The 25,629-nt window shown below is 71.8% G+C and carries 19 protein-coding genes and 1 tRNA gene; 12 read left to right on the forward strand and 8 right to left on the reverse strand.

Translation table 11 applies throughout. The features are described 5' to 3' along the window. Positions 1–73: 73 nt before the first annotated feature. Positions 74–1,864 (reverse strand): lytic transglycosylase domain-containing protein, encoded by a 1,791-nt coding sequence (locus CP969_RS11065; protein ID WP_026085271.1) that lies wholly within the window; start codon positions 1,862–1,864, stop codon positions 74–76. A 313-nt stretch (positions 1,865–2,177) separates the two neighbouring features. Here CP969_RS11065 and CP969_RS11070 point away from each other — a divergent pair, with 313 nt between their 5' ends. Next, complete coding sequence (locus tag CP969_RS11070) at positions 2,178–3,038, forward strand: DUF4184 family protein (protein WP_150474917.1); 861 nt, start codon at positions 2,178–2,180, stop codon at positions 3,036–3,038. Here the strand turns inward: CP969_RS11070 and CP969_RS11075 are convergent. Then, on the reverse strand, positions 2,956–3,399 hold the full coding sequence (locus CP969_RS11075) for a hypothetical protein (protein WP_016826736.1): 444 nt from the start codon (positions 3,397–3,399) through the stop codon (positions 2,956–2,958). The genes CP969_RS11070 and CP969_RS11075 overlap by 83 nt on opposite strands. A 246-nt stretch (positions 3,400–3,645) precedes the next feature. Further along, on the reverse strand, positions 3,646–6,372 hold the full coding sequence (polA, locus tag CP969_RS11080) for a DNA polymerase I (protein WP_016826735.1): 2,727 nt from the start codon (positions 6,370–6,372) through the stop codon (positions 3,646–3,648). A 278-nt stretch (positions 6,373–6,650) separates the two neighbouring features. Here polA and CP969_RS11085 point away from each other — a divergent pair, with 278 nt between their 5' ends. The 9 genes from CP969_RS11085 (at position 6,651) to CP969_RS11125 (ending at position 16,668) form a co-directional block, all read left to right on the forward strand. Beyond that, positions 6,651–8,933 (forward strand): FdhF/YdeP family oxidoreductase, encoded by a 2,283-nt coding sequence (locus CP969_RS11085; RefSeq protein WP_016826734.1) that lies wholly within the window; start codon positions 6,651–6,653, stop codon positions 8,931–8,933. A gap of 97 nt (positions 8,934–9,030) precedes the next feature. Then, positions 9,031–9,519, forward strand: a complete 489-nt coding sequence (locus CP969_RS11090; protein ID WP_004989426.1) for a hotdog fold thioesterase — start codon at positions 9,031–9,033, stop codon at positions 9,517–9,519. Positions 9,520–9,602: 83 nt separating this feature from the next. Next, a complete protein-coding gene (locus CP969_RS11095) occupies positions 9,603–10,037 on the forward strand; it encodes a hypothetical protein (protein WP_051044433.1) in 435 nt (144 codons plus the stop codon). Continuing rightward, complete coding sequence (locus tag CP969_RS11100) at positions 10,034–10,636, forward strand: hypothetical protein (protein WP_016826731.1); 603 nt, start codon at positions 10,034–10,036, stop codon at positions 10,634–10,636. The genes CP969_RS11095 and CP969_RS11100 overlap by 4 nt, the downstream gene beginning before the upstream one ends. 288 nt (positions 10,637–10,924) lie before the next feature. Continuing rightward, positions 10,925–12,160, forward strand: coding sequence for a branched-chain amino acid ABC transporter substrate-binding protein (locus CP969_RS11105; protein ID WP_004989416.1), 1,236 nt, complete (start codon positions 10,925–10,927; stop codon positions 12,158–12,160). Positions 12,161–12,273: 113 nt separating this feature from the next. Next, positions 12,274–13,206, forward strand: a complete 933-nt coding sequence (locus CP969_RS11110) for a branched-chain amino acid ABC transporter permease (protein WP_004989414.1) — start codon at positions 12,274–12,276, stop codon at positions 13,204–13,206. Positions 13,207–13,211: 5 nt separating this feature from the next. After that, the gene (locus CP969_RS11115; RefSeq protein ID WP_016826730.1) at positions 13,212–15,038 is read left to right on the forward strand and encodes a branched-chain amino acid ABC transporter permease; all 1,827 of its coding nucleotides are present in this window, start codon (positions 13,212–13,214) and stop codon (positions 15,036–15,038) included. 5 nt (positions 15,039–15,043) lie between these two features. Continuing rightward, positions 15,044–15,955, forward strand: coding sequence for an ABC transporter ATP-binding protein (locus CP969_RS11120; protein ID WP_016826729.1), 912 nt, complete (start codon positions 15,044–15,046; stop codon positions 15,953–15,955). Next, positions 15,952–16,668 (forward strand): ABC transporter ATP-binding protein, encoded by a 717-nt coding sequence (locus tag CP969_RS11125; RefSeq protein WP_004989409.1) that lies wholly within the window; start codon positions 15,952–15,954, stop codon positions 16,666–16,668. The genes CP969_RS11120 and CP969_RS11125 overlap by 4 nt, the downstream gene beginning before the upstream one ends. 77 nt (positions 16,669–16,745) lie before the next feature. Here the strand turns inward: CP969_RS11125 and CP969_RS11130 are convergent, their stop codons facing one another. Continuing rightward, on the reverse strand, positions 16,746–17,402 hold the full coding sequence (locus CP969_RS11130) for an ANTAR domain-containing response regulator (RefSeq protein ID WP_004989407.1): 657 nt from the start codon (positions 17,400–17,402) through the stop codon (positions 16,746–16,748). Positions 17,403–17,503: 101 nt separating this feature from the next. Here CP969_RS11130 and CP969_RS11135 point away from each other — a divergent pair. Then, positions 17,504–17,578 (forward strand) — tRNA-Leu (locus CP969_RS11135). Positions 17,579–17,684: 106 nt separating this feature from the next. Then, entirely contained in the window at positions 17,685–18,458 is a 774-nt protein-coding gene (locus CP969_RS11140) for a helix-turn-helix domain containing protein (RefSeq protein ID WP_026085269.1), read from the forward strand. A 21-nt stretch (positions 18,459–18,479) separates the two neighbouring features. On the opposite strand, the gene pyk is transcribed toward CP969_RS11140, so the two are convergent. From pyk to pepN, 4 genes are all read right to left on the reverse strand, one after another. After that, positions 18,480–19,916, reverse strand: coding sequence for a pyruvate kinase (gene pyk / locus CP969_RS11145; RefSeq protein ID WP_004989404.1), 1,437 nt, complete (start codon positions 19,914–19,916; stop codon positions 18,480–18,482). 246 nt (positions 19,917–20,162) lie between these two features. Further along, a complete protein-coding gene (locus CP969_RS11150; protein WP_016826726.1) occupies positions 20,163–21,566 on the reverse strand; it encodes a lysine N(6)-hydroxylase/L-ornithine N(5)-oxygenase family protein in 1,404 nt (467 codons plus the stop codon). Continuing rightward, a complete protein-coding gene (locus tag CP969_RS11155) occupies positions 21,563–22,936 on the reverse strand; it encodes a pyridoxal phosphate-dependent decarboxylase family protein (protein WP_016826725.1) in 1,374 nt (457 codons plus the stop codon). The genes CP969_RS11150 and CP969_RS11155 overlap by 4 nt, the downstream gene beginning before the upstream one ends. A gap of 174 nt (positions 22,937–23,110) precedes the next feature. Continuing rightward, positions 23,111–25,624 carry an aminopeptidase N gene (gene pepN / locus CP969_RS11160; protein WP_016826724.1) on the reverse strand — a complete coding sequence of 838 codons (2,514 nt, stop codon included), beginning with the start codon at positions 25,622–25,624 and terminating at the stop codon, positions 23,111–23,113. Positions 25,625–25,629 lie beyond the last annotated feature (5 nt).

The raw sequence follows: 25,629 nt of genomic DNA on the forward strand, positions 1-25,629 counted from the left end.
GCGGGGCCGACACGGCCCGGGGCGCCCCTCCGTCGTGGCGGAGGGGCGCCCCGGGCCGGTGAGGGGCCGGCGGTCACGCGCCGGGGCTCTCCGACGGGTCGGCGGACGGGCTCGGTGACGTCGTCCCGGCCGGCGCCACGGTCAGTTCGACCGTGAGGGCGGCCCCGCCCGCGGTGGTGACGCGGAGCAGGAACGTGCCGGTGGTGTCGTCGGCGTACAGCCGCGGCAGCTTCAACAGGCCGTTCTCGTCCGTCTCCAGGCCGGTCAGGGTGCGGACGGCCCGGCCGTCGGCGTCCTTGAAGTAGGGGCCCTTGTCGTTCGGGGCCGCGTCGTCGGCCGACGTGATCAGCGTGGCGGTGGCCGCGACCTTGCCGGCGGCGGCGCCGTCGTGCGTGGCCCTCACCTCGACCCGGTCCGCGAACTCGCCGCCCGGGGCGCAGATGAGCTCCGCGTCGCCGGTGCGCACGAGGGTGTCGGCGACGCGCTCGGTGACGGTGGCCCGGTAGCCGAGGCCGGGGACCATGCGGCCGACGACGGTGGCGCGGACGGTGACGTCGCCGGTCTTCTCGCCCGCCCGGAGCGCGGGCGCCACGGCGACGCCCGAGCCGTTGGTGACGACGGTGGCCACGCTCTCGCCGCCGGCGAAGGTGGTGTCGGTGTCGCCGATGACGGTGAAGCGGATCCGTACCGCCGCCACGGCCTTGCCGGTGGCCGTCTCGGCGCGGGCGCGGATCCTCTCGTCGAACACGTCGCCCGCCCGCGCGGTGAGCTTCGCGGTACCGGCGTTCTCCAGGTGGTCCACCGTGTCGGTGGGCGTCTGCGGCGGTGTCGGCGTGGTGGGCGGCGTGCTCGGGGCGCCGGGCGGCGTGCTCGGGGTGCCGGGCGAGGTGGGCGGCGTGCTCGGAGTGCCGGGCGAGGTGGGGGGCTTGGGGCTCGGGCCGGAGCCGGCCGGCTTGCCGGGCGTGGAGCCGGAGCCGGACCCCGGCCGGGAGGTGGCCGGGGCCGAGGGGGTCGGCCGCACCCGGTCGTGGTCGTCGCTGCGGTCGACGGGCAGGGCGCCGGTGCCGTCCGGGACCTCGTGGGTGCCCTTGCGGTAGTACTCCAGCCACGACAGGACGGTGTTCAGGTAGTCCGTGGAGTTGTTGTAGCTGAGGATCGCCTTCCTGAGGTCGCCCCGGTCGGACAGGTCCCAGCCGAAGCGGCACAGGTAGTGGCCGGCCGAGAGCGCGGCGTCGTAGATGTTGTTGGGGTCCTTGCGGCCGTCGCCGTTGCCGTCGCGGCCCGCCCACTCCCAGGTGGAGGGGATGAACTGCATGGGGCCGACGGCGTTGTCGTAGGTGCTGTTGCCGTCGTACGCGCCGCCGTCGGTGTCCTTGATGAGCGCGAAGCCGTTGCCGTCGAGCTGCGGGCCGATGATCGGGCTGAGGGTGGTGCCGTCGGCGTCGACCCGGCCGCCGCGGGCCTGGCCGGACTCCACCTTGCCGATGGCGGCGAGCAGTTGCCAGGGCAGGTTGCAGCCGGGCTTCGCCTCGCGCAGCGCGGCCTCCGCCTTCTTGTAGGCGTCGAGGACGGTCGCGGGTATGCCGGCCTCGGACCTGCCGGCCGTGCCCGGGCCGGTGCTCGCGGACGGGGAGGGGTGGGGGCTGTTGAGCGGCGGCAGGTCCGTGTAGTAGGGCGAGTTGCCGGTCGCGCCGACGTCGGCGGTCTCCTCGGGCGCGGGGGTGGTGTCCGCGGTGGCCTGTCCGCCCCGGCCGTCGACCGTCACCCCCGGAGCCTGGGACGCGGACAGGGCCGCCACCGCCGCCGCGGCCACGGCGGTGGTTGCCGCCCCCTTGCGCAGCCTCCTGCCGAATTGCGCCGCCATAGAGTGAACCCCTCCCGTGGACGCCGGAGCGTCCGTCGACGTCTGTCGTCCCGCCCTGTGAGGACGGTTCGCCCGCCTCGCCGGTTGCCCTCGGCGGGTGTGCGCGTGCGCTGTTGCCCTCCGCCCGCGCCCGCCCGTCCTGCGCCCCGACACGACGGCTTCCGTGACCCTACGACAACTTCCTTTGCCCGGACACCCGTTCATGCCCGATATCCGCCGGTTGGCCGTGTTCATCCGTGGCCGGTGGCGGTGCGGGGCATCGCGCATACTGGGGCCCGCCGGTCCCCGCCAACGCCTGACACGAGGAGCCGAGTTGCCGTTCACGCTGAGCCACGCGGCGGCGGTGCTGCCCGCCGTGCGCGCCGACGGGACCGGCCGGGGCCCGCTGGTTCCGGCCGTGCTCGTCGCGGGCTCCTTCGCTCCCGACCTGACCTACTACGCGGCGAGCGTCCTCTCCGGGGCGATGGAGTTCGGGGACGTCACGCACTCCCTCCCGGGCGTGTTCACGGTCGACGTGCTCCTCGCCTGGACACTGGTGGGGCTGTGGCTGCTGGTGCGCGAACCGCTGGTGGCGCTGCTGCCGCGGGCCCGGCAGGGACGGACGGCCGCCCTGCTGCGCTGCGGGGCGCCCCGGGCACGCGTACGGCCGTCCCTGGCGCTGCGCTGGTACGTCTCGGCGGTGCTCGGCGCGCTGACGCACGTCGTGTGGGACGCCTTCACCCACCTGGACCGGTGGGGGATGCGGGTGTTCCCCGTGCTCGGCGAGGAGATCGCGGGCTCACCCCTGTACTGGTACCTGCAGTACGGCGGTTCGGCGGTGGCCGCGCTCGTGATCGCCGCGTTCCTGGTGCGGGCGCTGCGCCGGACGCCCCGGTCCGCCGGGCCGGTGGGGGTGCCGGTGCTGTCGGGTGCGGACCGGTGGGGGGCCGCCGCGCTGCTCGGCGGCTGCGCGCTGGTGGCGGCGGTGCACCGGGCCTCCCGCTGGTGGGCCTTCTGGGGTTCGGCCGCGAAGCCCTGGGAGCTGATCCCGACGGTGTGCTTCGGGGCGGGCGCGGGGCTCGTCCTCGCGCTGCCGCTGTACGCGCTGGCGGTCAGGGCGTGGCGTCCGGTCCCGGCCGCGCCGGGCCCCGAAGCGGCCGGGACGCGGCGGCCGGGCCGTACGGCCGCACGCTGAGGGTCTCGCCGGCCGCGACGAACACGGTGATCGTGCGGACCGGGCGGGGCCGGGGCAGCAGGGTGAGGGCGAGCGCGAGGTAGCCGCGGACCAGTTCGGTCCACAGGCGCCAGGCCGGCGGCTCGCCGGGGCGTACGGCCCCTGCGGCGGTGGAGGCGCGGTCGGTGCGCCGCCGGCCGTCGGTGACGCGGCGGCCGAGATCCGCCGCGGCGTGCCGCAGGGCGGTCACGCGGGTGGTGGGGAGGCGGACGGTACTCGCGGCGGCCGCGAAGACCGGAACCGGCGAGAACGCCTCGAGGGCGGGTCCGTCGGCGCCGGCCCACGGGGGTATCGCTCTGCGGTGAAGCACGCGTATGCCCATGCCCCGCATCCTGGCGGGCGGGGGTGCGGGGGGCCGCTTCTCGGGGGCCACGCGGGTGAAGGGCGCGGCGGGGCGGGCGGGAGGACCGCCCGGTGCGGGCACCGGGCGCCGGGCGCCGTCCGGTGGACACCGCGATGGATGCCCGCGGGCGCGGGTCCGCCTCCGCCCCGCGCCCCCGCGGCGGGGAGCGGGGGCCGGGGCGGGCCACGCCTGCTCCCGCCCCCTGTGGCCCCCGCTCCGGCGGGGTCAGTGCGCGGCCGACTCCCAGTTCGGGCCCGCGCCCACCGAGACGCCCAGCGGGACGCGGAGGCGGACCGCGTCCGCCATTTCGCGGCGGACCAGTTCCTCCACGGCCGGCCGCTCGCCGGGAGCGACCTCCAGGACGATCTCGTCGTGGACCTGCAGGAGCATCCGGGACGCCAGGTCCGCCTCCCGCAGTGCGCCGTCCACCTTCAGCATGGCGATCTTGACGATGTCCGCGGCCGTGCCCTGGATCGGCGCGTTCAGGGCCATGCGCTCGGCCGCCTCGCGGCGCTGGCGGTTGTCGCTGCTGAGGTCGGGCAGGTAGCGGCGGCGGCCGAAGAGGGTCGCCGTGTAGCCGGTCGCCCGTGCCTCGTCCACGACCCGGCGCAGGTAGTCCCGCACCCCGCCGTACCGCTCGAAGTACGCGTCCATCAGGGCGCGTGCCTCGGCCGCCTCGATGTTCAGCTGCTGGGAGAGGCCGAAGGCCGACAGCCCGTACGCCAGGCCGTACGACATGGCCTTGATCTTGCGGCGCATCTCCGCGTCCACCGCGGACCGCTCGACCGCGAACACCTGGGCGGCCGCCGTGGTGTGCAGGTCCTCACCGGAGGTGAACGCCTCGATCAGGCCCTCGTCCTCGGAGAGGTGGGCCATCACGCGCAGTTCGATCTGGCTGTAGTCGGCGGTCAGCAGCGACTCGAAGCCCTCGCCGACCACGAAGCCGCGGCGGATGGCGCGGCCCTCGTCCGTGCGGACCGGGATGTTCTGCAGGTTCGGGTCGGTCGACGACAGGCGGCCGGTGGCGGCGACCGTCTGGTTGAACGTGGTGTGGATGCGGCCGTCCGCGGCGATCGTCTTGATCAGGCCCTCGACGGTGACGCGCAGCTTCGCCTGCTCACGGTGGCGGAGCATGATCACCGGCAGTTCGTTGTCGGTCTGCGTGGCGAGCCAGGCCAGCGCGTCGGCGTCCGTGGTGTAGCCGGTCTTCGTCCGCTTCGTCTTCGGCAGGGCCAGCTCGCCGAAGAGGACCTCCTGGAGCTGCTTGGGCGAGCCCAGGTTGAACTCGTGTCCCGCCGCCGCGTGCGCCTCCTTCACCGCCTGCTGCACGGCGCCCGCGAACATCTGCTCCATGGCTTCCAGGTGGGTCCGGTCGGCGGCGATGCCGTGCCGCTCCATGCGGGCCAGCAGCGCCGACGTCGGCAGCTCCATGTCACGGAGCAGGTCCGCCGCGCCCACCTCCTCGAGGCGGGACCCGAAGGCCTCCCCCAGGTCGAGGATCGCGCGGGCCTGCACCATCAGCGCCTCGGCCTCGGCGCCCTCGTCCGCGCCGAAGGCGAGCTGCCCGTCGGCCACGGCGGCGGGCGCCAGCTCGCGGTGCAGGTACTCCAGGGACAGCGCGTCCAGGTCGAAGGAGCGGCGGCCGGGCTTGACCAGGTACGCGGCGAGGGCGGTGTCCATGGTGACGCCCTCGATGCTCCAGCCGTGCTCGGCGAAGACCCGCATCGCGCTCTTGGCGTCGTGGAACACCTTGGGGCGGCCCGCGTCGGCGAGCCAGGCGGCGAACGCCCGCTCGTCGGCCTCGTCCAGCTCGGCCGGGTCGAACCAGGCGGCCGGTCCCGCGGACGTGGCCAGCGCGACCTCGGCGACCGAGCCGGTGCCCAGCGCCCAGGCGGCGACGGTGGCGACGCCGAGGGGCCCGGTGCCGTGCTCGGCGAGCCAGCCGGCCAGCTCGCCCGTGCCCAGCACGGTGCCCTCCAGCTCCACGCCGTCCGCGACGACCGGGGCGGCCTCGGCCTCCCCGGCTCCGGGGTCGACGGCGAAGAGCCGCTCGCGCAGCGAGGGGTTCCTGATCTCCAGGGTGTCCAGGATCATCGTCACGGCCTTGCGGTCGTAAGCGGCCCGCTCCAGGTCGAGGACGCCCTTGGACAGCTCCACCCGGCGCTCCAGCTCGGTGAGCCGGCGGTTGAGCTTGACCGCCTCCAGATGGTCGCGCAGGTTCTGCCCGGCCTTGCCCTTGACCTCGTCGACGCGCTCGACGAGCTCGGCGAACGAACCGAACTGGTTGATCCACTTCGCGGCCGTCTTCTCACCGACGCCGGGGATGCCCGGCAGGTTGTCGGACGGGTCGCCGCGCAGCGCCGCGAAGTCGGGGTACTGCGCGGGGGTCAGCCCGTACTTCTCGACCACCTTCTCCGGGGTGAACCGGGTCAGCTCGGAGACGCCCTTCGTCGGGTACAGCACCGTGGTGTGCTCGGAGACCAGCTGGAAGGAGTCCCGGTCGCCGGTGACGATCAGCACCTCGAAGCCCTCGGCCTCGGCCTGGGTGGCGAGGGTGGCGATGACGTCGTCCGCCTCGTACCCCTCGACGGCGAAGCGGGGGGCGTGCATCGCGTCGAGCAGCTCGCCGATCAGCTCGACCTGGCCCTTGAACTCGTCCGGGGTCTTGGAGCGGTTCGCCTTGTACTCGGTGAACTCCTCGGACCGCCAGGTCTTGCGGGAGACGTCGAAGGCGACCGCGAAGTGCGTGGGCGCCTCGTCGCGCAGCGTGTTGGCCAGCATCGACGCGAAGCCGTAGATGGCGTTCGTCGGCTGGCCCGTCGCGGTGGTGAAGTTCTCCACGGGCAGCGCGAAGAACGCGCGGTAGGCCAGCGAGTGCCCGTCCATGAGCATCAGTCGCGGACGGGTCCCGCCGGAGGTCTGGTCGGTCTTCTTCGATGCTGTCTCTGCCACGCCCCCGATCCTGCCACGCTCCACCGACACTCGGCCCCGTGCCCGCGCCGCCGCCCCCGGGGCCCGCGCCCCCGGTCCGCCGCCCCCGGGCCGCCGGACCCGGGCCGCCGGACCGCCGTCGGGCCCCTGCCGGTCCGCCCGGCGGTGCGGGCCCCGCACCCTTTGTCTCCGCTTCCCGTGCTGCCTCCGCTTCCCGTGCGGCCCGGCCACGACCGCCGCCGGCACCGCGTGGGAGGATCGAGGACCACCTCACAGGTGTACGCGAAGGGGAGTGCGCGATGGCCACGAAGCCGCCCAAGGGTGATCCGGTCCAGGACGCGCCGCAGGTCGCCGAGCCGAAGCACGCGGCGGCGGGCCTGACGGCGATCGGTCACACGCTGCGCATGGCCCATCGGCAGATGGGTGTGAGGCGCACGGCGCTGACGCTGCTCGACGTCAACCAGAAGGGCGGCTTCGACTGCCCGGGCTGCGCCTGGCCGGAGCCGGAGCACCGGCACCGGGCGGAGTTCTGCGAGAACGGCGCGAAGGCCGTGGCCGAGGAGGCCACCCTGCGCCGGGTCACCCCCGAGTTCTTCGCCGCCCACTCCGTCGCCGACCTGGCCGGCCGCAGCGGCTACTGGCTGGGCCAGCAGGGCCGCCTGACCCACCCCGTGTACCTCCCGGAGGGCGGCGACCACTACGAGCCGGTCACCTGGGAGCGCGCCTTCGACATCGTCGCCGAGGAGATCGGCGCCCTCTCCTCCCCCGACGAGGCCGTCTTCTACACCTCCGGGCGCACCAGCAACGAGGCGGCCTTCCTCTACCAGCTGTTCGCGCGCGAGCTCGGCACCAACAACCTGCCCGACTGCTCCAACCTGTGCCACGAGTCCTCCGGCTCGGCCCTGTCGGAGACCATCGGCGTCGGCAAGGGCAGCGTCCTGCTGGAGGACCTCTACCGGGCCGACCTGATCATCGTCGCCGGGCAGAACCCCGGCACCAACCATCCGCGCATGCTGTCCGCCCTGGAGAAGGCCAAGGCGAACGGCGCGCGGATCATCAGCGTCAACCCGCTGCCCGAGGCGGGCCTGGAGCGCTTCAAGAACCCGCAGACCCCCAAGGGCCTCACCACCGGCGCCGCCCTGACCGACCTGTTCCTGCAGATCCGCCTCGGCGGCGACCAGGCCCTCTTCCGTCTCCTCAACAAGCTGATCCTCGACACCCCGGGCGCCGTGGACGAGGAGTTCGTCCGCGAACACACCCACGGCTACGAGGAGTTCGCCGAGGCCGCGCGCGCCGCCGACTGGGACGGGACGCTCACCGCGACCGGTCTGACGCGCGAGGACATCGAGCGGTGCCTGCGGATGGTCCTCGACTCGCGGCGCGTCATCGTGTGCTGGGCGATGGGCCTCACCCAGCACAAGCACTCCGTGCCGATGATCCGCGAGATCGTCAACTTCCTCCTGCTGCGCGGCAACATCGGCCGTCCGGGGGCGGGCGTGTGCCCGGTGCGCGGCCACTCCAACGTGCAGGGCGACCGCACCATGGGCATCTTCGAACGGCCCGCGCCGGCCTTCCTGGACGCCCTGGAGAAGGAGTTCGGCTTCGCCCCGCCGCGCGAGCACGGCTACGACGTCGTACGGGCCATCCGGGCCCTGCGCGACGGCCGTGCGAAGGTGTTCTTCGCCATGGGCGGCAACTTCGTCTCCGCCTCCCCCGACACCCAGGTCACCGAGGCCGCGATGCGGCGGGCCCGGCTGACGGTGCACGTGTCGACCAAGCTGAACCGCTCGCACGCCGTCACGGGCGCGCGGGCCCTGATCCTGCCGACCCTGGGCCGCACCGAGCGCGATCTCCAGGACGGCGGCGAGCAGTTCGTGACGGTCGAGGACTCCATGGGGATGGTGCACGCCTCGCGCGGCCGGCTGGAGCCGGCGAGCCCGCACCTGCTGTCCGAGCCGGCCATCGTGTGCCGGCTGGCCCGCCGGGTCCTCGGCGCGGACAGCGTGGTGCCGTGGGAGGAGTTCGAGAAGGACTACGCCACGATCCGCGACCGCATCGCGCGCGTGATCCCCGGCTTCGAGGACTTCAACGCGCGCCTGGCCGCCCGCCCCGAGGGCTTCGCGCTCCCCCACGCCCCGCGCGACGAGCGCCGCTTCCCCACGGCCACCGGCAAGGCCAACTTCACCGCGGCGCCGGTGGAGTACCCGGAGCTGCCCGAGGGACGGCTGCTGCTGCAGACGCTGCGCTCGCACGACCAGTACAACACCACGATCTACGGCCTCGACGACCGCTACCGGGGCATCAGGAACGGCCGCCGGGTGGTGCTGGTCAACCCCCAGGACGCGCGGCACCTGGGGTTCGCGGACGGCACGTACGTCGACCTGGTCGGCGAGTGGAAGGACGGCGTGGAGCGCAGGGCGCCCGGCTTCCGCGTCGTGCACTATCCGACGGCCCGCGGCTGCGCCGCCGCGTACTACCCGGAGACCAACGTCCTGGTGCCGCTCGACGCCACCGCGGACACCAGCAACACCCCGGCCAGCAAGTCCGTCGTGGTGCGTCTGGAACAATCTGCGACCGACTGAGCGTTCGCTCAGCGACAGCGCGGTGGGGCGCGGCGCGGCAGGAAGCGGCGCGCCCGCGCGGTCGGTCGCAGTGATCACGACGAACGGAGCCGGGCTCATGGGAGAGCAGCAGCACGTGAAGTTCCCGCAAGAGGTCATCGACGAGTACGCCGCGCTCGGCGTGGACCTGCAGGCGCTGTTCTCCGCGGGCCATCTGGGCACGCGGATGGGCGTGCAGATCCTGGAGGCCTCGGCCGAGCGGGTCGTCGGGACGATGCCGGTGGAGGGCAACACCCAGCCCTACGGCCTGCTGCACGGCGGCGCCTCCGCCGTGCTCGCCGAGACGCTGGGCTCGGTGGGGTCGATGCTGCACGGCGGCAGCTCCAAGATCGCGGTCGGCGTCGACCTCAACTGCACCCACCACCGCGGCGTGCGCTCCGGACTGGTCACCGGGGTGGCCGCACCGGTGCACCGGGGGCGGTCCACGGCGACGTACGAGATCGTCATCACCGACGAGGCGGACAGGCGGGTGTGCACCGCGCGGTTGACCTGTCTGCTGCGCGACGTGACCCCGAAGGACGCGGAGCGCGTCAACGGCGCGGGCTGAGCCCGCGCGGCGGTGCGGGGCCCGACCGCCCCGCACCGCACGGCCGTTGCCTCCGGACAGCGAGCGGTCCTAGCGTTCGGGACATGCGACGGGGAGGCGGCCGCCCGCCGGCGGCGGGGGCGTTCGGGACGTGTCTCGTGGCCGCGCTCGTGACGGGCGTCCTGGCGACCGGGTGCGGTGCGGCCGGCTCCGGCCGCGCGGAGGGCGCCCCGCCGGCCGGAACGGGCGGCGGGGCGCCCTCCTCGCCGTCACCGCGGGTGACGTCCGACGAGGACCTGTGCGCGAAGCTCGTCGGCCACTGGTCGCGCAGGGTGCTGGAGGGCCGCACCTACGGCGACTACCAGTCCATGGGACTGTCCGGCGGGCAGTACGACATCCTGCGCGAGGTGGTCGACGCCGCGCGGGCCGCCGAGCGCCGAGGAACGGCAGAAATCGGCCAGTTGATCGACCGTCAGGCGCGCGAGGGGTGCGCCGCCCGGTATCGCACCGGCGGACCGGGCGGGGGACCCTGGCGGTGAGCGGGGTCGGCCCGGTGGAGCCGGGAGAGGGCACCCGCGCCCAGGACGCCTCCCCTCCGCCCCGCCCGCGCCGCGAGGCCCTCGCACGGCCGTACGGGCGGCGCCGCGGGGCCGTGCTCGCCACGCTCCTGGCCGCCGCCGTCCTCGCGGGCGGCGGCCACCTCTACGCCACCCGGCCCCGGCCGGCCCCTCCGCCGGCCCCGCTGCACCCGACCCAGGTGACCGTCATCCATTACCTGAAACCGCAGGCCACCGGCCGGGGAACCGCTTCGCGGAGCTTCGTTTTCGACGTGGAGATGATCGTGGAATCTGATCTTCCGGTAACCGTCACACGCATTTCCCAGCCCTACGCGGGACTGTCCGTGATCTCCAGCCCACGCACCCCTTTCCGGACAAAAGCAGGATCCCCCCGCAAGATCACGATCACCATGCAGGTGGCGGAATGCGGAAAAGTGCCGCGGAACGTCGGACTCCCTTTCCTGGACGTAACTCTACGTAATACGCGTGCAATACAGACACACAGCTTCATCCTCGGCCCGCGGTACGCACAGGACCTCTCCCGGGCCCTGGAAGTCGCCTGCAGCAACGACTTCCGGTAATCACCAAAACCGCTGATACACCTGAACGACCCCCTTCCGGTCCTGCGGTTTCTCATCATCCGGACAGGGCAAACCGGCGAGAATTCTGCCCTTCCCCCCACTCAGTACCGCTCTGCAATACGTCGTGTCATAACAAGAGCGTCACAGCATTGGCCAGAGTCTCCTCCGCATTCCCCACCCGCGCCTAGAGTCACCGCCAGTCACCGCGCCGCCTGATTCTCACTTCGGCCCAGCGCTCGACTCGGCTGTTTCCACCGGGAAGCGGCTGTCAGGGGAAAGGACTGGATCGTGCGTCAACGTTCACTCATCGCCATCACCGCCGCGCTGGCGGCGGGAGCACTCACCCTCACCGCCTGCGGCTCACGCGACGAGGACGGCGGCGGCAGCTCGGACTCCGGCAACGGTGGCACCACCGTGGTCATCGGCGTCGACGCACCGCTGACCGGCGACCTGTCCGCGCTGGGCCTCGGCATCAAGAACTCCGTCGACCTCGCGGCCAAGACCGCCAACGAGAAGAAGTACGTCGAGGGCATCACCTTCAAGATCGAAGCCCTCGACGACCAGGGCCAGGCCTCCGTCGGCCAGCAGAACGCCACCAAGCTCGTCGCCAACGACGACGTCCTCGGTGTCGTCGGCCCGCTCAACTCCTCCGTCGGCGAGTCCATGCAGAAGGTCTTCGACAGCGCCAAGCTGGTCGAGGTCTCCCCGGCCAACACCAACCCCGCCCTCACCCAGGGCGTGAACTGGCAGACCGAGAAGGTCCGGCCGTACAAGTCGTACTTCCGCACCGCGACCACGGACGCCATCCAGGGCCCGTTCGCCGCGCAGTACATCTACAACGACGCCAAGAAGAAGAAGGTCTTCGTCATCGACGACAAGAAGACCTACGGCGCCGGCCTCGCCGCCACCTTCACCGCGGAGTTCAAGAAGCTCGGCGGCAAGGTCGTCGGCACCGAGCACATCAACCCCGAGAGCAAGGACTTCAGCGCCGTCGCCACCAAGGTCAAGAACTCCGGCGCCGACGTCGTCTACTACGGCGGCGAGTACCCGCAGGCCGGCCCGCTGAGCAAGCAGATCAAGGAAGCCGGCGCCAAGATCCCGCTGGTCGGCGGCGACGGCATCTACAGCGCCGACTTCATCAAGCTGGCCGGCGCGGCCGGCACCGGCGACCTCGCCACCTCCGTCGGCGCACCCGTCGAGGACCTCCCCTCCGCCAAGGAGTTCGTCGCCAACTACGAGAAGGCCGGCTACAAGGAGGCCTACGAGGCCTACGGCGGCTACTCCTACGACTCCGCCTGGGCGATCATCGAGGCCGTCAAGAAGGTCGTCGAGGACAACGACGGGAAGCTCCCCGACGACGCCCGCGCCAAGGTCGTCGACGCCATGCAGAACGTCTCCTTCGACGGAGTGACCGGCAAGGTCTCCTTCGACGAGTTCGGTGACGCCACCAACAAGCAGCTCACCGTGTACTCCGTCAAGGACGGTGACTGGGGCACCGTGAAGTCCGGCACCTTCACCGGCTGACACCGCCAGCACCACTCCCACGAGCCGCGCGGGGCGCTGTTCCACTGGCGCCCCGCGCGGACTCGCATCCGGCCCCATCCGTCGAACATTCCGAAAGTCTCGGAGGACATGCGGTGAACGAACTGCCGCAGCAGCTGGTCAACGGCCTGCTCCTGGGATCCATGTACGGCCTGGTCGCCATCGGCTACACAATGGTCTACGGCATCGTCCAGCTCATCAACTTCGCCCACGGCGAGATCTTCATGGTCGGCGCCTTCGGCGCCATCACGGTCCATCTGTACCTCTTGCCCGACGGCACCTCCATCTGGGTCGCGCTGCCCCTGATGCTGCTGGGCGCCGTGATCGTCTCGGTCCTGGTCGCCATCGGGGCGGAACGGTTCGCCTACCGCCCCCTGCGCGGCGCCCCCCGCCTCGCCCCCCTCATCACCGCCATCGGACTCTCCCTCGCGCTCCAGCAGGCCGTCTGGGCCTTCTACCCCGAGGCGAAGTCCAAGCTGGCCTTCCCGCAGATCGAAGGCGGCCCCTTCAGCATCGGCGGCGCCACCATCCAGACCGGCGACATCTTCCTCCTCATCGCCGCGCCCATCAGCATGGCCTTCCTCGCCTACTTCGTGATGCGCACCCGCACCGGACGCGGCATGCAGGCCACCGCCCAGGACCCGGACACCGCCAAGCTCATGGGCGTCAACACCGACCGCATCATCGTGATCGCCTTCGCCCTCGGCGCCGTCTTCGCCGCCGTCGGAGGCGTCGCCAGCGGCCTCAAGTACGGCCAGATCGACTTCAAGATGGGCTTCATCCTCGGCCTCAAGGCCTTCACCGCGGCAGTCCTCGGCGGCATCGGCAACATCTACGGCGCCATGATCGGCGGCCTGGTCCTCGGCATCGTCGAAACCCTGGCCACCGCCTACATCGCCGACATCCCCGGCCTGCACCAGTTCGGCAGCCAGTCCTGGGCCGAGGTCTGGGCCTTCATCCTCCTCATCCTCGTACTGCTGTTCCGGCCCCAGGGCCTGCTCGGCGAGCGCGTTGCGGACAGGGCGTGACACCGATGACCACACAGACCACCGCCTCGACCACCACGGCCACCCCCGCCGCGGACGCCTCCACCGGCCTCATCGGCATCCCCCCGCACCTCGGCCGCGCCCTCGCCACCGGCGGCAGCGCCCTCGCCGTCGTCTCCACCTTCCTCGCGTGGACCTGGACCGCCGAATTCCCCGGCGACCTCACCTACTACGGCTACCCCGGCGGACTCCAGGTCCTCGTCCTCGTGGGCGGCGCGCTCGCCACACTGTTCTCCCTCGCCTCCTACGGCGTCAAAGGACTGCGCTGGCTCACCCCGGCCGGCGCCGACGCGGCCGTCAAGTACGCCACCCTCGGCACCTTCGCCACCGCCTGGTACACCATCCTCGCGATCAGCTTCCAGCTCGGCGGCCTCGTCAACCTCGAACCCGGCGGCTACCTCGCCGCCGCCGCCACCCTCATAGCCCTCCTCGGCGCCCTCGCCCTCCCCTTCGAACGACCCGAACCCGACCCCATCGACCCCGACGAAACCGGCTGGGAACGCTTCAAGCACGACACCGGCCACCGCTGGACCACCCTCCGGGCGGCCTTCGCCTCCGGCAGCCCGCGCCCCGTGCGCGCCCTCCCGTCCTACGCCGAGATCCTGATCATCGTCGCCGTCCTGGCACTCGCCCTGGTCGTCTTCACCTACGGCATCGGCACCGAGTACGACGAACTCTTCGTCGGCTTCCTGATCACCGCCGGCTTCGGGTTCGCCGCCCTGAACCGCTCCGGCCTGATCGCCCACGCCTCGCAGATCACCGCACGGCACCAGAACATCACCGTCTGCGGCGCCTTCATCGCCGCAGCCTGCTTCCCCTTCACCCAGACCGACGACCAGTACGCCACCCTCGGCGTCTACATCCTCATCTTCGCCACCGTCGCCCTCGGCCTGAACATCGTCGTCGGGCTCGCCGGCCTGCTCGACCTCGGATACGTCGCCTTCCTCGGCGTCGGCGCCTACGCGGCCGCACTCGTCTCCGGCTCCCCCAGCTCACCGTTCGGCGTCCACTTCCCCTTCTGGGCCGCCGTACTCGTCGGAGCCGTCGCCTCACTGATCTTCGGCGTCCTCATCGGCGCCCCGACCCTGCGACTGCGCGGCGACTACCTCGCCATCGTCACCCTCGGCTTCGGCGAGATCTTCCGGATCGCGGTCAACAACACCGACGGCACCTCCGGCCCCGACCTCACCAACGGCTCCAACGGCATCGCGTCCATCCCGGACCTGAACATCCTCGGCTTCGACTTCGGGATCGAACACGACATCGCCGGCTTCACCATCGGCCGGTTCGCCAACTACTTCTTCCTGATGCTGCTCATCACGGCCGTCGTCGTCCTCGTCTTCCGACGCAGCGGCGACTCCCGCATCGGCCGCGCCTGGGTCGCCATCCGCGAGGACGAGACGGCAGCCCTCGCCATGGGCATCAACGGCTTCCGCGTCAAGCTCATCGCCTTCGCCGTCGGCGCCACCCTCGCCGGCCTCGCCGGAACCGTCCAGGCACACGTCACCTACACCGTGACCCCCGAGCAGTACCTGTTCGCCGGCACCACCCCGCCCAACTCCGCCTTCCTGCTCGCCGCAGTCGTCCTCGGCGGCATGGGCACCATCGCCGGACCCCTCATCGGAGCCGCGCTGCTCTTCCTGATCCCCAACAAACTCCAGTTCCTCGGCGACTTCCAGCTCCTCGCCTTCGGCCTCGCACTCGTCCTGCTGATGCGCTTCCGGCCCGAGGGCCTCATCCCCAACCGGCGCCGCCAACTGGAGTTCCACGAAGACCACGACGCGCCCGCAGTCCTGAGCAAGACAGGGGCCTGACCACCATGACCACCGACACCACCACCAAGGACACCACCCCGGGCGCACCCGCCCCCGGCACCACCGTCCTCGACGCACGCGGCGTCACCATGCGCTTCGGCGGCCTCACCGCCGTCCGCGACGTCGACCTCACCGTCAGCAGCGGCGAGATCGTCGGCCTCATCGGACCCAACGGCGCCGGCAAGACCACCTTCTTCAACTGCCTCACCGGCCTCTACATCCCCACCGAGGGCGAGGTCCGCTACAAGGGCAAGCTCCTGCCGCCCAAGTCCTTCAAGGTCACCGCCGCCGGCATCGCCCGCACCTTCCAGAACATCCGGCTCTTCGCCAACATGACCGTCCTCGAGAACGTCCTCGTCGGCCGCCACACCCGCACCAAGGAAGGCTTCTGGTCGGCCGTCCTGCGCGGACCCGGCTTCCACAAGGCCGAAGCGGCCTCCCGCGAACGCGCCACGGAACTCCTGGAGTTCGTCGGCCTCGCCGACAAGGCCGACCACCTCGCACGCAACCTCCCCTACGGCGAACAGCGCAAGCTCGAGATCGCCCGCGCCCTCGCCAGCGAACCCGGCCTGCTGCTCCTCGACGAGCCCACCGCCGGCATGAACCCCCAGGAGACCCGCGCGGCCGAAGAACTCATCTTCGCCATCCGCGACCAGGGCACCGCCGTCCTCGTGATCGAGCACGACATGCGGTTCATCTTCAACCTCTGCGACCGCGTCGCCGTCCTCGTCCAGGGCCAGAAACTCATCGAGGGCGACCCCGCCACCGTCCAGGGCGACGAACGCGTCATCGCCGCCTACATCGGTGAACCCATGGAGAACGACCCCGGCGCCGCCGAGGCCGCCGAAGTCGAAGCCGCCGAAGCCGCGGCCGAGGCCACCACGGACGCCGCGCCCGGCAAGGAGAACGACCGATGACCGCACTCCTCGAAGTCGAGGACCTCAAAGTCGCCTACGGCAAGATCCAGGCCGTCAAGGGCATCTCGTTCAGCGTCGACGCCGGCGAAGTGGTCACCCTCATCGGCACCAACGGCGCCGGCAAGACCACCACCCTGCGCACGCTCTCCGGGCTCCTCAAGCCCGTCGGCGGCCAGATCAAGTTCAACGGCAAGTCGCTCAAGAAGATCCCCGCCCACAAGATCGTCTCCCTCGGGCTCGCCCACTCCCCCGAGGGACGGCACATCTTCCCCCGCATGACCATCGAGGACAACCTCCGCCTCGGCGCCTTCCTCCGCAGCGACAAGGCGGGCATCGAGAAGGACATCCAGCGCGCCTACGACCTCTTCCCCATCCTCGGGGAACGCCGCAAGCAGGCCGCCGGAACCCTCTCCGGCGGGGAGCAGCAGATGCTCGCCATGGGCCGGGCCCTGATGTCCCAGCCCAAACTCCTCATGCTCGACGAACCCTCCATGGGCCTCTCACCGATCATGATGCAGAAGATCATGGCGACCATCGCCGAACTCAAGTCCCAGGGCACCACCATCCTGCTCGTCGAGCAGAACGCCCAGGCCGCCCTCTCCCTCGCGGACCACGGCCACGTCATGGAGGTCGGCAACATCGTCCTCTCCGGCACCGGACAGAACCTCCTCCACGACGAATCCGTCCGCAAGGCCTACCTCGGCGAGGACTGAGACCGCCCGGCCACCCGGCCCACACGGCGAGAGGCCCGCACCCCTGAAGGGGCGCGGGCCTCTCGCCGCCGGGGGACTCACCCCTTCGACGCCTTCTTCTCCTCCGCGTCGTCGATGACCGCCTGCGCCACCTGCTGCATCGACATCCGCCGGTCCATCGACGTCTTCTGGATCCACCGGAACGCCGCCGGCTCCGTCAGCCCGTACTGCGTCTGCAGCACCGACTTCGCCCGGTCCACCAGCTTCCGCGTCTCCAACCGCTGGCTCAGGTCCGCGATCTCGCGCTCCAGCTCCTTGAGCTCCGTGAACCGCGACACCGCCATCTCGATGGCCGGGACCACGTCGCTCTTGCTGAACGGCTTCACCAGGTACGCCATCGCCCCCGCGTCCCGCGCCCGCTCCACCAGGTCGCGCTGCGAGAACGCGGTCAGCATCAGCACCGGGGCGATGCGCTCCTCGGCGATCTTCTCCGCCGCGGAGATACCGTCCAGCTTCGGCATCTTCACATCGAGGATCACCAGGTCGGGCCGGTGCTCACGGGCCAGCTCGATCGCCTGCTCACCGTCACCGGCCTCACCGACGACGGAGTACCCCTCCTCCTCCAGCATCTCCTTGAGGTCGAGCCGGATCAGGGCCTCGTCCTCGGCGATCACGACACGCGTCGTCAGCGGAGGCACGTGCGACTTGTCGTCGTCGGGCACGTCTACGGGCTGGGGCGGCTCGGGGGCGCTCACGTGGGCTCCTTGGTGCGGGGCAGACGGTACTGCTGACAAGAGCGTACCTAGCTGCGGTAAAGTAGTGGGCACGGAGTTGAGGTCAACCTTCGATTCCATGGGCCCCGGTAGTCCAATTGGCAGCAGACGATGGTCTCAAACACCATACAGTGTGGGTTCGAGTCCCACCCGGGGCACATTTCCTTCAATCCCAAGGTCGCGCCTCATGAGTGGATGTTCACGTTCTCGTGAACATCCACTTTTTGCTGCTCGTGGTCACGGCAAGTGACCCAGAGTGGTCGCGTGTACGACATGAACACGCGTGAGCGAGCACTGGCGCTGGTGGCACAGGGGCGCAGCCTGAACTCCGTCAGCAAGGAGATGGGGGTGTCCAGATACGCCATCCGCTCCTGGCAGACACGTATCGAGCCGCTCGAGTGCGTGAGCAGGTCCTGCCCTCGCTGTCAGGGAGTTCTCAGTACACCCGAGAATCCTGCGGCCTACGCCTACCTCCTCGGTCTCTACCTCGGCGACGGCTGCATCAGTGCCCACCGTAAAGGCGTGTACATCATGCGCATCGTCCTGGACAACGCATGGCCGGGCATCATCGACGAGTGCGAGGGGGCACTGCGCGCCGCTCGCCCGGACAACAGCGTCTTCCGCGTGCAGAAACAAGGGTGCGTGGCGGTCACCAGCACCAGCAAGCACTGGCTCTGCCTCTTCCCCCAGCACGGCCCGGGCATGAAGCACACCCGAAAGATCGCTCTCGAACCCTGGCAGCAAGCGATCGTCGACGCCCACTCCTGGGAGTTCATCCGCGGGCTCATTCACTCGGACGGCTGCCGGATCACCAACTGGACGACCCGCACGGTGGCCGGCGAGCGCAAGCGCTACGAATACCCTCGGTACTTCTTCACCAACACCTCGTCCGACATCGTCCGCCTCTTCACGGACACCCTTGATCGCGTCGGTGTCGAGTGGAAGCCGCTCAACCAGAGCCGCGCCGCGGTCACGATCTCCGTCGCCCGCAAGGCCTCCGTCGCCCTCATGGACCTCCACGTGGGCCCCAAGTACTGACCGGCCGGGGCCCGGGGTCCCTCAGTCGGCGGTGTCGTCCTCCCCGATGTGGTGGACCCGGACGAGGTTCGTCGTGCCGGGGACCCCCGGCGGGGAGCCCGCGGTGATGACGACCGTGTCGCCCTTCTCGCAGCGGCCGTACTCCAGCAGCAGTTCGTCGACCTGCTCGACCATCGCGTCCGTGGTGTCCACGTGCGGGCCGAGGAAGGTCTCCACGCCCCAGGTGAGGCTGAGCCGGGAGCGGGTGGCCGGGTTGGTGGTGAAGGCCAGCAGCGGGATCGGGGAGCGGTAGCGGGAGAGGCGGCGGGCGGTGTCGCCGGACTGGGTGAAGGCGACGAGGAACTTCGCGCCGAGGAAGTCGCCCATCTCGGCGGCGGCCCGGGCGACCGCCCCGCCCTGGGTGCGGGGCTTGTTGCGTTCGGTCAGGGGCGGGAGGCCCCGGGCGAGGATGTCCTCCTCGGCGGCCTCCACGATGCGGGCCATCGTCCGGACCGTTTCGACGGCGTGCCTGCCGACGCTGGTCTCGCCGGAGAGCATGACCGCGTCGGTGCCGTCGATGACGGCGTTGGCGACGTCGGAGGCCTCCGCGCGGGTGGGGCGGGCGTTGTCGATCATCGAGTCGAGCATCTGGGTGGCGACGATGACCGGCTTGGCGTTGCGCTTGGCGAGTTTGATGGCGCGCTTCTGGACGATGGGGACCTGTTCGAGGGGCATTTCGACGCCGAGGTCCCCGCGGGCGACCATGATGCCGTCGAAGGCGGCGACGATGTCCTCGATGTTCTCGACCGCCTGGGGTTTCTCGACCTTGGCGATGACGGGGAGGCGGCGGCCCTCCTCGTCCATGATCCGGTGGACGTCCTTGATGTCGCGTCCGGTGCGGACGAAGGAGAGGGCGATGATGTCGAAGCCGGTGCGCAGGGCCCAGCGGAGGTCGTCCTCGTCCTTCTTGGACAGGGCGGGGACGGAGACGGCGGCGCCGGGGAGGTTGAGGCCCTTGTGGTCGGAGACCATGCCGCCCTCGACGACGGTGGTGCGGACGCGGGGGCCGTCGACGGCGGTGACCTCGAGGGTGACCCTGCCGTCGTCGACGAGGATGCGTTCGCCGGGGGTGACGTCGGTGGCGAGGCCGCCGTAGGTGGTGCCGCAGCCGTGGCGGCCGCCCTGGGCGCCTTCTTCGACGGTGAGCGTGAAGGTGTCGCCGGCTTCGAGGAGTACGGGGCCTTCGGTGAAGCGGCCGAGGCGGATTTTCGGGCCTTGGAGGTCGGCGAGGACGCCGACGCTGCGGCCGGTTTCGTCGGCGGCCTTGCGGACGTGCCGGTAGCGCTCCTCGTGTTCGGCGTGGCTGCCGTGGCTGAGGTTGAATCGGGCGACGTCCATTCCGGCGTCGACCAGGGCTTTGAGTTGGTCGTACGAGTCGGTGGCGGGGCCCAGGGTGCAGACGATCTTCGCTCGGCGCATGGTTCGACCCTAGGGCTTACCGACGGGTAGCGATTTGGTGGCGCGTGACGACCCAACGGCCTGTCGGTGAAAGGTTGTTGACGAGGGCTGACGTGTGCTGCGGGCTATTCCGATGAGCATATGGGGAGGGTCGGACACCGGCCGTCGGGTCGCAACCCGGGGGGTCTGTTCGGGGGCGGCGTGCTCGGGTCGGAGTCCTCGCGCGTCTGTGCGCGTCGTCCGTCGGTTCCTCCTCCGTGCGGGTCCTCAGGTCCCCTCCGCCAGGGGGGTGAGCCGGGCGGCTCGCCGGGTGGGCGGGGCCTGCGGCGTCCGGGGGCGGAGGCCGAAGGTGGTGAAGGCGGTGCGGGCGGGGAGGGGGTAGGTCTGTCCGCCGGTGAGGTGGTTGAGGATCGTGGCGCTGCGCCAGGCGGCGAGTCCGAGGTCGGGCGCGCCCACTCCGTGGGTGTGCAGTTCGGCGTTCTGGACGTACACCGTTCCGGTGACGGAGGGGTCCAGGGTGAGGCGGAAGTGTTCGTCGACGCGGGGGCGGCCGGCGCGGTCGCGGTGGGGGGCGAGGGCGGCGAGGAGGCGGTCGAGGGGGCGCTGCCGGTGGCCGGTGGCGAGGACGACGGCGTCGGTGGTGAGGCGGGTGCGGGTGTGCTGCCGGGGGTGCTCGAGGTGGAGTTCGATTCCGCCGGTGGCGAGGCGGCCGGCGGTGCGGACGTGGACGCCGGGGGTGAGCACGGTGTCGGGCCAGCCGCCGTGGAGGGTGCGCCGGTAGAGCTCGTCGTGGATGGCGGCGATGGTGGCGGCGTCGATGGCCTTGTGGAGTTGCCACTGTGCGGGGACGAGCCGGTCGCGGACGTGTTCGGGGAGGGCGTGGAAGTAGCGGGTGTGGTCGGGGGTGAAGTGTTCGAGGCCGAGTTTGGAGTACTCCATGGGGGCGAACGCCTCGGTGCGGCCGATCCAGTGCAGCCGCTCGCGTCCGGTGGGGCGGCGGCGCAGCAGGTCGAGGAAGATCTCCGCGCCGGACTGGCCGGTGCCGACGACGGTGATGTGGCCCGCGGCGAGGAGGGTGTCGCGGTGGGTGAGGTAGTCGGCGGCGTGGAGGACGGGGAGGGCGGGGTCTGCGGCGAGGGGGCGCAGGGGGGCGGGGACGTGGGGTTCGCTGCCGATGCCGAGGACGACGTTCCGGGCGCGGGCGCGGCCGGGGGGTGCGGCTTCGCCGTCGGCGGCCGGTCGGGTGAAGTCGATTTCGAAGAGGGCGTGTTCGGGGTTCCAGCGGACGGCGTCGACCCGGTGGCCGAAGTGGAGTGTGGGGAGGCGGTCGGCGACCCAGCGGCAGTAGGCGTCGTACTCGGTGCGGCGGACGTGGAAGTGCTCGGCGAAGTAGAAGGGGTAGAGGCGTTCGCGGTCCTTGAGGTGGTTGAGGAAGCTCCAGGGGCTGGTGGGGTCGGCGAGGGTGACGAGGTCGGCGAGGAAGGGGACCTGGACGGTGGCGTCGTCGAGGAGCAGGCCGGGGTGCCAGGTGAAGCGGGGGTGCTGGTCGTAGAAGGCGGTGCGCAGGTGGGTGAGGGGGTGGGCGAGGGCGGCGAGGGAGAGGTTGGCGGGGCCGATGCCGATGCCGATGAGGTCGTGGGGGGCCTCGGGGGCGTGGGGGGTGGGGGTCATCGGGGTCCTTCGGCGTGGGTGCGGTGCACGAGGGTGAGGAGTGCGCGCAGGTCGTCGGGGCGGGTGGCGGGGTTGAGGAGGGTGGCCTTGAGCCAGAGCCGTCCGTCGGCGCGGGCGCGGCCGAGGACGGCGCGGCCGGTGGTGAGGAGGTGGCGTCGTACGGCGGCGACGGCCGGGTCGGGGGCGTGTGCGGGCCGGAAGAGGACCGTGCTGATGGCGGGCCGGTCGTGGAGGTGGAAGCGGGGGTCGGCGTGGACGAGGTCGGCGAACTCCCGGGCGTGGGCGCAGACCTGGTCGACGAGGGCGCCGAGGCCGGTGCGGCCGAGGGTTTTGAGGGTGACGGCGAGTTTGAGGACGTCGGGGCGGCGGGTGGTGCGCAGGGAGCGGCCGAGGAGGTCGGGGAGTCCGGCTTCGGTGTCGTCGTCGGCGTTGAGGTAGTCGGTCCGGTGGTGCAGGGCGGCGAGGTCGTGGGCGTCGCGGACGGTGAGGAGGCCGGCGGGGACGGGCTGCCAGCCGAGTTTGTGCAGGTCGAGGGTGATGGTGTGGGCGGCGTCGAGACCGGTGAGCTTGGCCCGGTGGTGGTCGCTGAAGAGGAGGGCGCCGCCGTAGGCGGCGTCGATGTGGAGGCGGGCGCCGTGGGCGGTGCAGCGGGCGGCGATGTCGGGCAGGGGGTCGATGAGGCCGGTGTCGGTGGTGCCGGCGGTGGCGGCCACGAGGACGGAGCCGCGGGGGCCGGGCAGTCGGGTGAGGGCGTCGTCGAGGGCGACGGGGTCGAGGGTGCCGGCGGGTGCGGGGACGACGACGGGGTCGGGCAGGCCGAGCAGCCAGGCGGCGCGGGGCAGGGAGTGGTGGGCGTTGGCTCCGTGGACGAGCCGTACGGTGCCGTGGGTTTCGCGGGCCAGGAGGAGGGCGAGTTGGTTGGCCTCGGTGCCGCCGGTGGTGACGAGGCCGTCGGTGTGGCCGGTCTCGCGGGCGAGGGTCCGGGTGAGGAGGGTTTCCAGGGCGGAGGCGGCCGGGGCCTGGTCCCAGGAGTCGAGGGAGGGGTTGAGTGCCGAGGCCGCGAGGTCGGCGGCGGCCGCGACGGCGAGCGGCGGGCAGTGCAGGTGGGCGGCGCACAGGGGGTGTGCGGGGTCGGCGGCGCCCGCGGCGAAGGCGTGTACGAGGGTGCGCAGGGCGTCGGGGTCGCCCCGGTCGGGCAGGAGGTCGCCGGCCGCGTCGTGGACGGCCGCGGTGACGGTGTCGGGTCCGCCGGTGGGCAGGGGCCCGCCGCGTGCGTGGGTGCCGGTGTGCAGGGCGTCGAGGACGGTGTCGAGCAGGGGCCGCAGGTGGCGGGGGCCTTGGGGGCCGGACGCGAGGGGCGGCGTGTGCATGGGCGGTCCTCCGGGGGCGCGGCGCGGGCGGGGTTCCGCGGGGAGGATCCAGCTTGTACGCGCAGGGGGTGCCGCGTCCGAAAAGCCCGGTGAACACCCCCGAAGGTGGTACGTCCGCTTTCGGGGGCGGGTGGGGTGCCGCCGGGGCCGGCGGCGGCACCCCGAGGGGCCGGGTTACGCCTGCTGGACCCGCAGGGCGCGGGCGAGGTCGTCGAGCTGGTCGACGAGTTTGCGGCGCAGGGCGGGGATCGGGTCGGCTTCGCTCAGGCACTTCTCGCCGAGTTCCAGGTGCTCGGCGTCGACGGCGTGGGCGGGGAAGGCCCAGCGGCCGGCGGCCTCGGCGATGGCGGGGCCGCGGCGGGCGGCGACGGCCACGGCGTCCTGGTAGTAGCGGGCCACGTAGGGGCGTACGAGGTCGGCCTGTTCGGGCTGCCAGAAGCCCTGGGCGGTGGCGGTGAACAGGTAGTTCGACAGGCCGGCCTGGGTGTCGGAGCCGAACATGGCGTTCCAGGCGCGGGCCTTGGCGGCTTCGTCGGGGAGGGCGGCACAGCAACGGGCGGCGCCTTCCCGGCCGGTGGCGCTGGGGTCGCGTTCGAGTTCGGCGGCGATGTCGGTCTCGTCGACGGCGCCGAGGGCGGCGAGGCGGGCCAGGATCCGCCAGCGCAGTTCGGGGTCGAGTTCGGGGCCGCCGGGGACGGTGCCGTCGGCGAGCCAGGCGGCGATGGTGTCGGGGTGGGCGACGGTGTCGATGCGGTGGCGTACGGCGATCAGGCGCAGGCCGGGGTGGTCGCCGTCCTCGGTGCGCCGGATGAGGTCGCGGCACAGCTCGGTGAGGGTGGCGAGCGCGGCGGGCCGCCGGCCGGGGGCGAGGTAGCGGTCGGCGATGTGGGCGGTGGCGAAGGCGAGGACGCCCTGGACGAGGGCGAGGTCGGTCTCCTCGGGCAGGTGGGCGGCGGCGGTCGCCAGGTAGTCGGCCGGGGCGAGTGCGCCGTCGCGGACCATGTCGCGCAGCGCGTTCCACACCACGGCGCGGGTGAGCGCGTCGGGGATGCCGGACAGGCCGCGCAGGACGGTCTCCAGGGAGGCGTCGTCGAAGCGGATCTTGGCGTAGGTCAGGTCCAGGTCGTTGGGGACGACGAGGGCGGGGCGGGTGCCGGGGCGCGGCTCGGGGGCGGTGTCCCGGGGGACGTCGGTCTCGTAGCGTTCCCGCAGGACGAGGGTGCGGCCGTCGCCGAGGGCGCGGTCGTACACGCCGACGGTGACGCGGTGGGGGCGGTCGCCGTCGCGGTCGAGGGCGAGGGTCCACTGGCCGGGGCGCGCCTCGACGGAGGCGGTGAGGGTGTCGACGCCGGTGGTGCGCAGCCAGGCGTCGGCCCAGGCGTGGACGTCGCGGTCGGTGGCGGCGGCGAGGGAGTCGATGAAGTCGGCGAGGGTGGCGTTGGCGAACTTGTGCCGCTGGAAGTGGATGTTGATGCCGGCGAGGAAGTCCTTCTCGCCGAGCCAGGCGACGAGCTGGCGCAGGGCGGAGGCGCCCTTGGCGTAGGAGATGCCGTCGAAGTTGAGCAGTGCGGAGGCGGTGTCCTCCACGTCTTCGGGGGCGACGGGGTGGGTGGAGGGGCGCTGGTCGGCGTCGTAGCCCCAGGCCTTGCGGGCGACGCCGAAGTCGGTCCAGGTGTCCGTGAAGCGGGTGGCCTCGGTGAGGGTCTGGTAGCCCATGTACTCGGCGAAGGACTCGTTCAGCCAGATGTCGTCCCACCAGGTGAGGGTGACGAGGTCGCCGAACCACATGTGGGCCATCTCGTGCGCGACGACCATGGCGCGGGTCTGGCGTTCGGTGTCGGTGACGGCGGAGCGGTAGACGAACTCGTCGCGGAAGGTGACCAGTCCGGGGTTCTCCATGGCGCCCGCGTTGAACTCGGGCACGAAGGCCTGGTCGTAGGAGTCGAAGGGGTAGGGCTCCTCGAACTTCTCGTGGTAGCGGTCGAAGCAGGCGCGGGTGATGTCGAGGAGTTCTTCGGCGTCGGCGTCCAGGTGGGGGGCGAGCGAGCGGCGGCAGTGGATGCCGAAGGGCAGGCCGCGGTGCTCGGTGCGCACGGAGTGCCAGGGGCCGGCGGCGACGGCGACGAGGTAGGTGGAGATGGGCGGGGTGGGGGCGGCCTTCCAGACGCCGTCGCCGGTGTGCTCGGTGACGCTGTTGGCGAGGACGGTCCAGTCCTCGGGGGCGGTGACGGCGAGTTCGAAGACGGCCTTGAGGTCGGGCTGGTCGAAGGCGGCGAAGACGCGCTGCACGTCGTCCAGGAAGAGCTGGGTGTAGACGTAGGTCCGGCCGTCGGTGGGGTCGGTGAAGCGGTGCATGCCCTCGCCGGTGCGGGAGTAGCGCATCCGGGCGTCGACGCGCAGTTCGTGCGCGCCGGCGGTGAGGTCCTTCAGCGGCAGCCGGTTGCCGTCGAGGGTCTGGGGGTCCAGGGGGTGTCCGTCGAGGGTGACGGAGCGCAGCTCGGCGGGTTTGACCTCGACGAAGGTGTCCGTGACGTCCTGGTCCGCGCGGACGGTGAACCGGATCAGGGTACGGGAGTCGAAGGTCTCGTCGCCGGTGGTCAGATCGAGGTCGATCGTGTACCGGTGGACGTCGAGGAGCTGTGCTCGGTTCTGCGCTTCGTCGCGCGTCAGTACGGACATGCAGGCCATGCTGC

The sequence above is a fragment of the Streptomyces viridosporus T7A genome, from assembly GCF_008704515.1.
GTDB lineage: Bacteria > Actinomycetota > Actinomycetes > Streptomycetales > Streptomycetaceae > Streptomyces > Streptomyces viridosporus.

What these genes read in the sequence shown, in the direction of transcription:
- CP969_RS11125 (WP_004989409.1), top strand. Translation starts at nt 15,952, where the DNA reads ATGACCGCACTCCTCGAAGTCGAGGACCTCAAAGTCGCCTACGGCAAG.
- CP969_RS11085 (WP_016826734.1), top strand. Translation starts at nt 6,651, where the DNA reads ATGGCCACGAAGCCGCCCAAGGGTGATCCGGTCCAGGACGCGCCGCAG.
- CP969_RS11065 (WP_026085271.1), bottom strand. Translation starts at nt 1,864, where the DNA reads ATGGCGGCGCAATTCGGCAGGAGGCTGCGCAAGGGGGCGGCAACCACC.
- CP969_RS11090 (WP_004989426.1), top strand. Translation starts at nt 9,031, where the DNA reads ATGGGAGAGCAGCAGCACGTGAAGTTCCCGCAAGAGGTCATCGACGAG.
- CP969_RS11095 (WP_051044433.1), top strand. Translation starts at nt 9,603, where the DNA reads ATGCGACGGGGAGGCGGCCGCCCGCCGGCGGCGGGGGCGTTCGGGACG.
- CP969_RS11075 (WP_016826736.1), bottom strand. Translation starts at nt 3,399, where the DNA reads ATGGGCATACGCGTGCTTCACCGCAGAGCGATACCCCCGTGGGCCGGC.
- CP969_RS11155 (WP_016826725.1), bottom strand. Translation starts at nt 22,936, where the DNA reads ATGCACACGCCGCCCCTCGCGTCCGGCCCCCAAGGCCCCCGCCACCTG.
- pyk (WP_004989404.1), bottom strand. Translation starts at nt 19,916, where the DNA reads ATGCGCCGAGCGAAGATCGTCTGCACCCTGGGCCCCGCCACCGACTCG.
- CP969_RS11150 (WP_016826726.1), bottom strand. Translation starts at nt 21,566, where the DNA reads ATGACCCCCACCCCCCACGCCCCCGAGGCCCCCCACGACCTCATCGGC.
- CP969_RS11120 (WP_016826729.1), top strand. Translation starts at nt 15,044, where the DNA reads ATGACCACCGACACCACCACCAAGGACACCACCCCGGGCGCACCCGCC.
- pepN (WP_016826724.1), bottom strand. Translation starts at nt 25,624, where the DNA reads ATGGCCTGCATGTCCGTACTGACGCGCGACGAAGCGCAGAACCGAGCA.
- CP969_RS11115 (WP_016826730.1), top strand. Translation starts at nt 13,212, where the DNA reads ATGACCACACAGACCACCGCCTCGACCACCACGGCCACCCCCGCCGCG.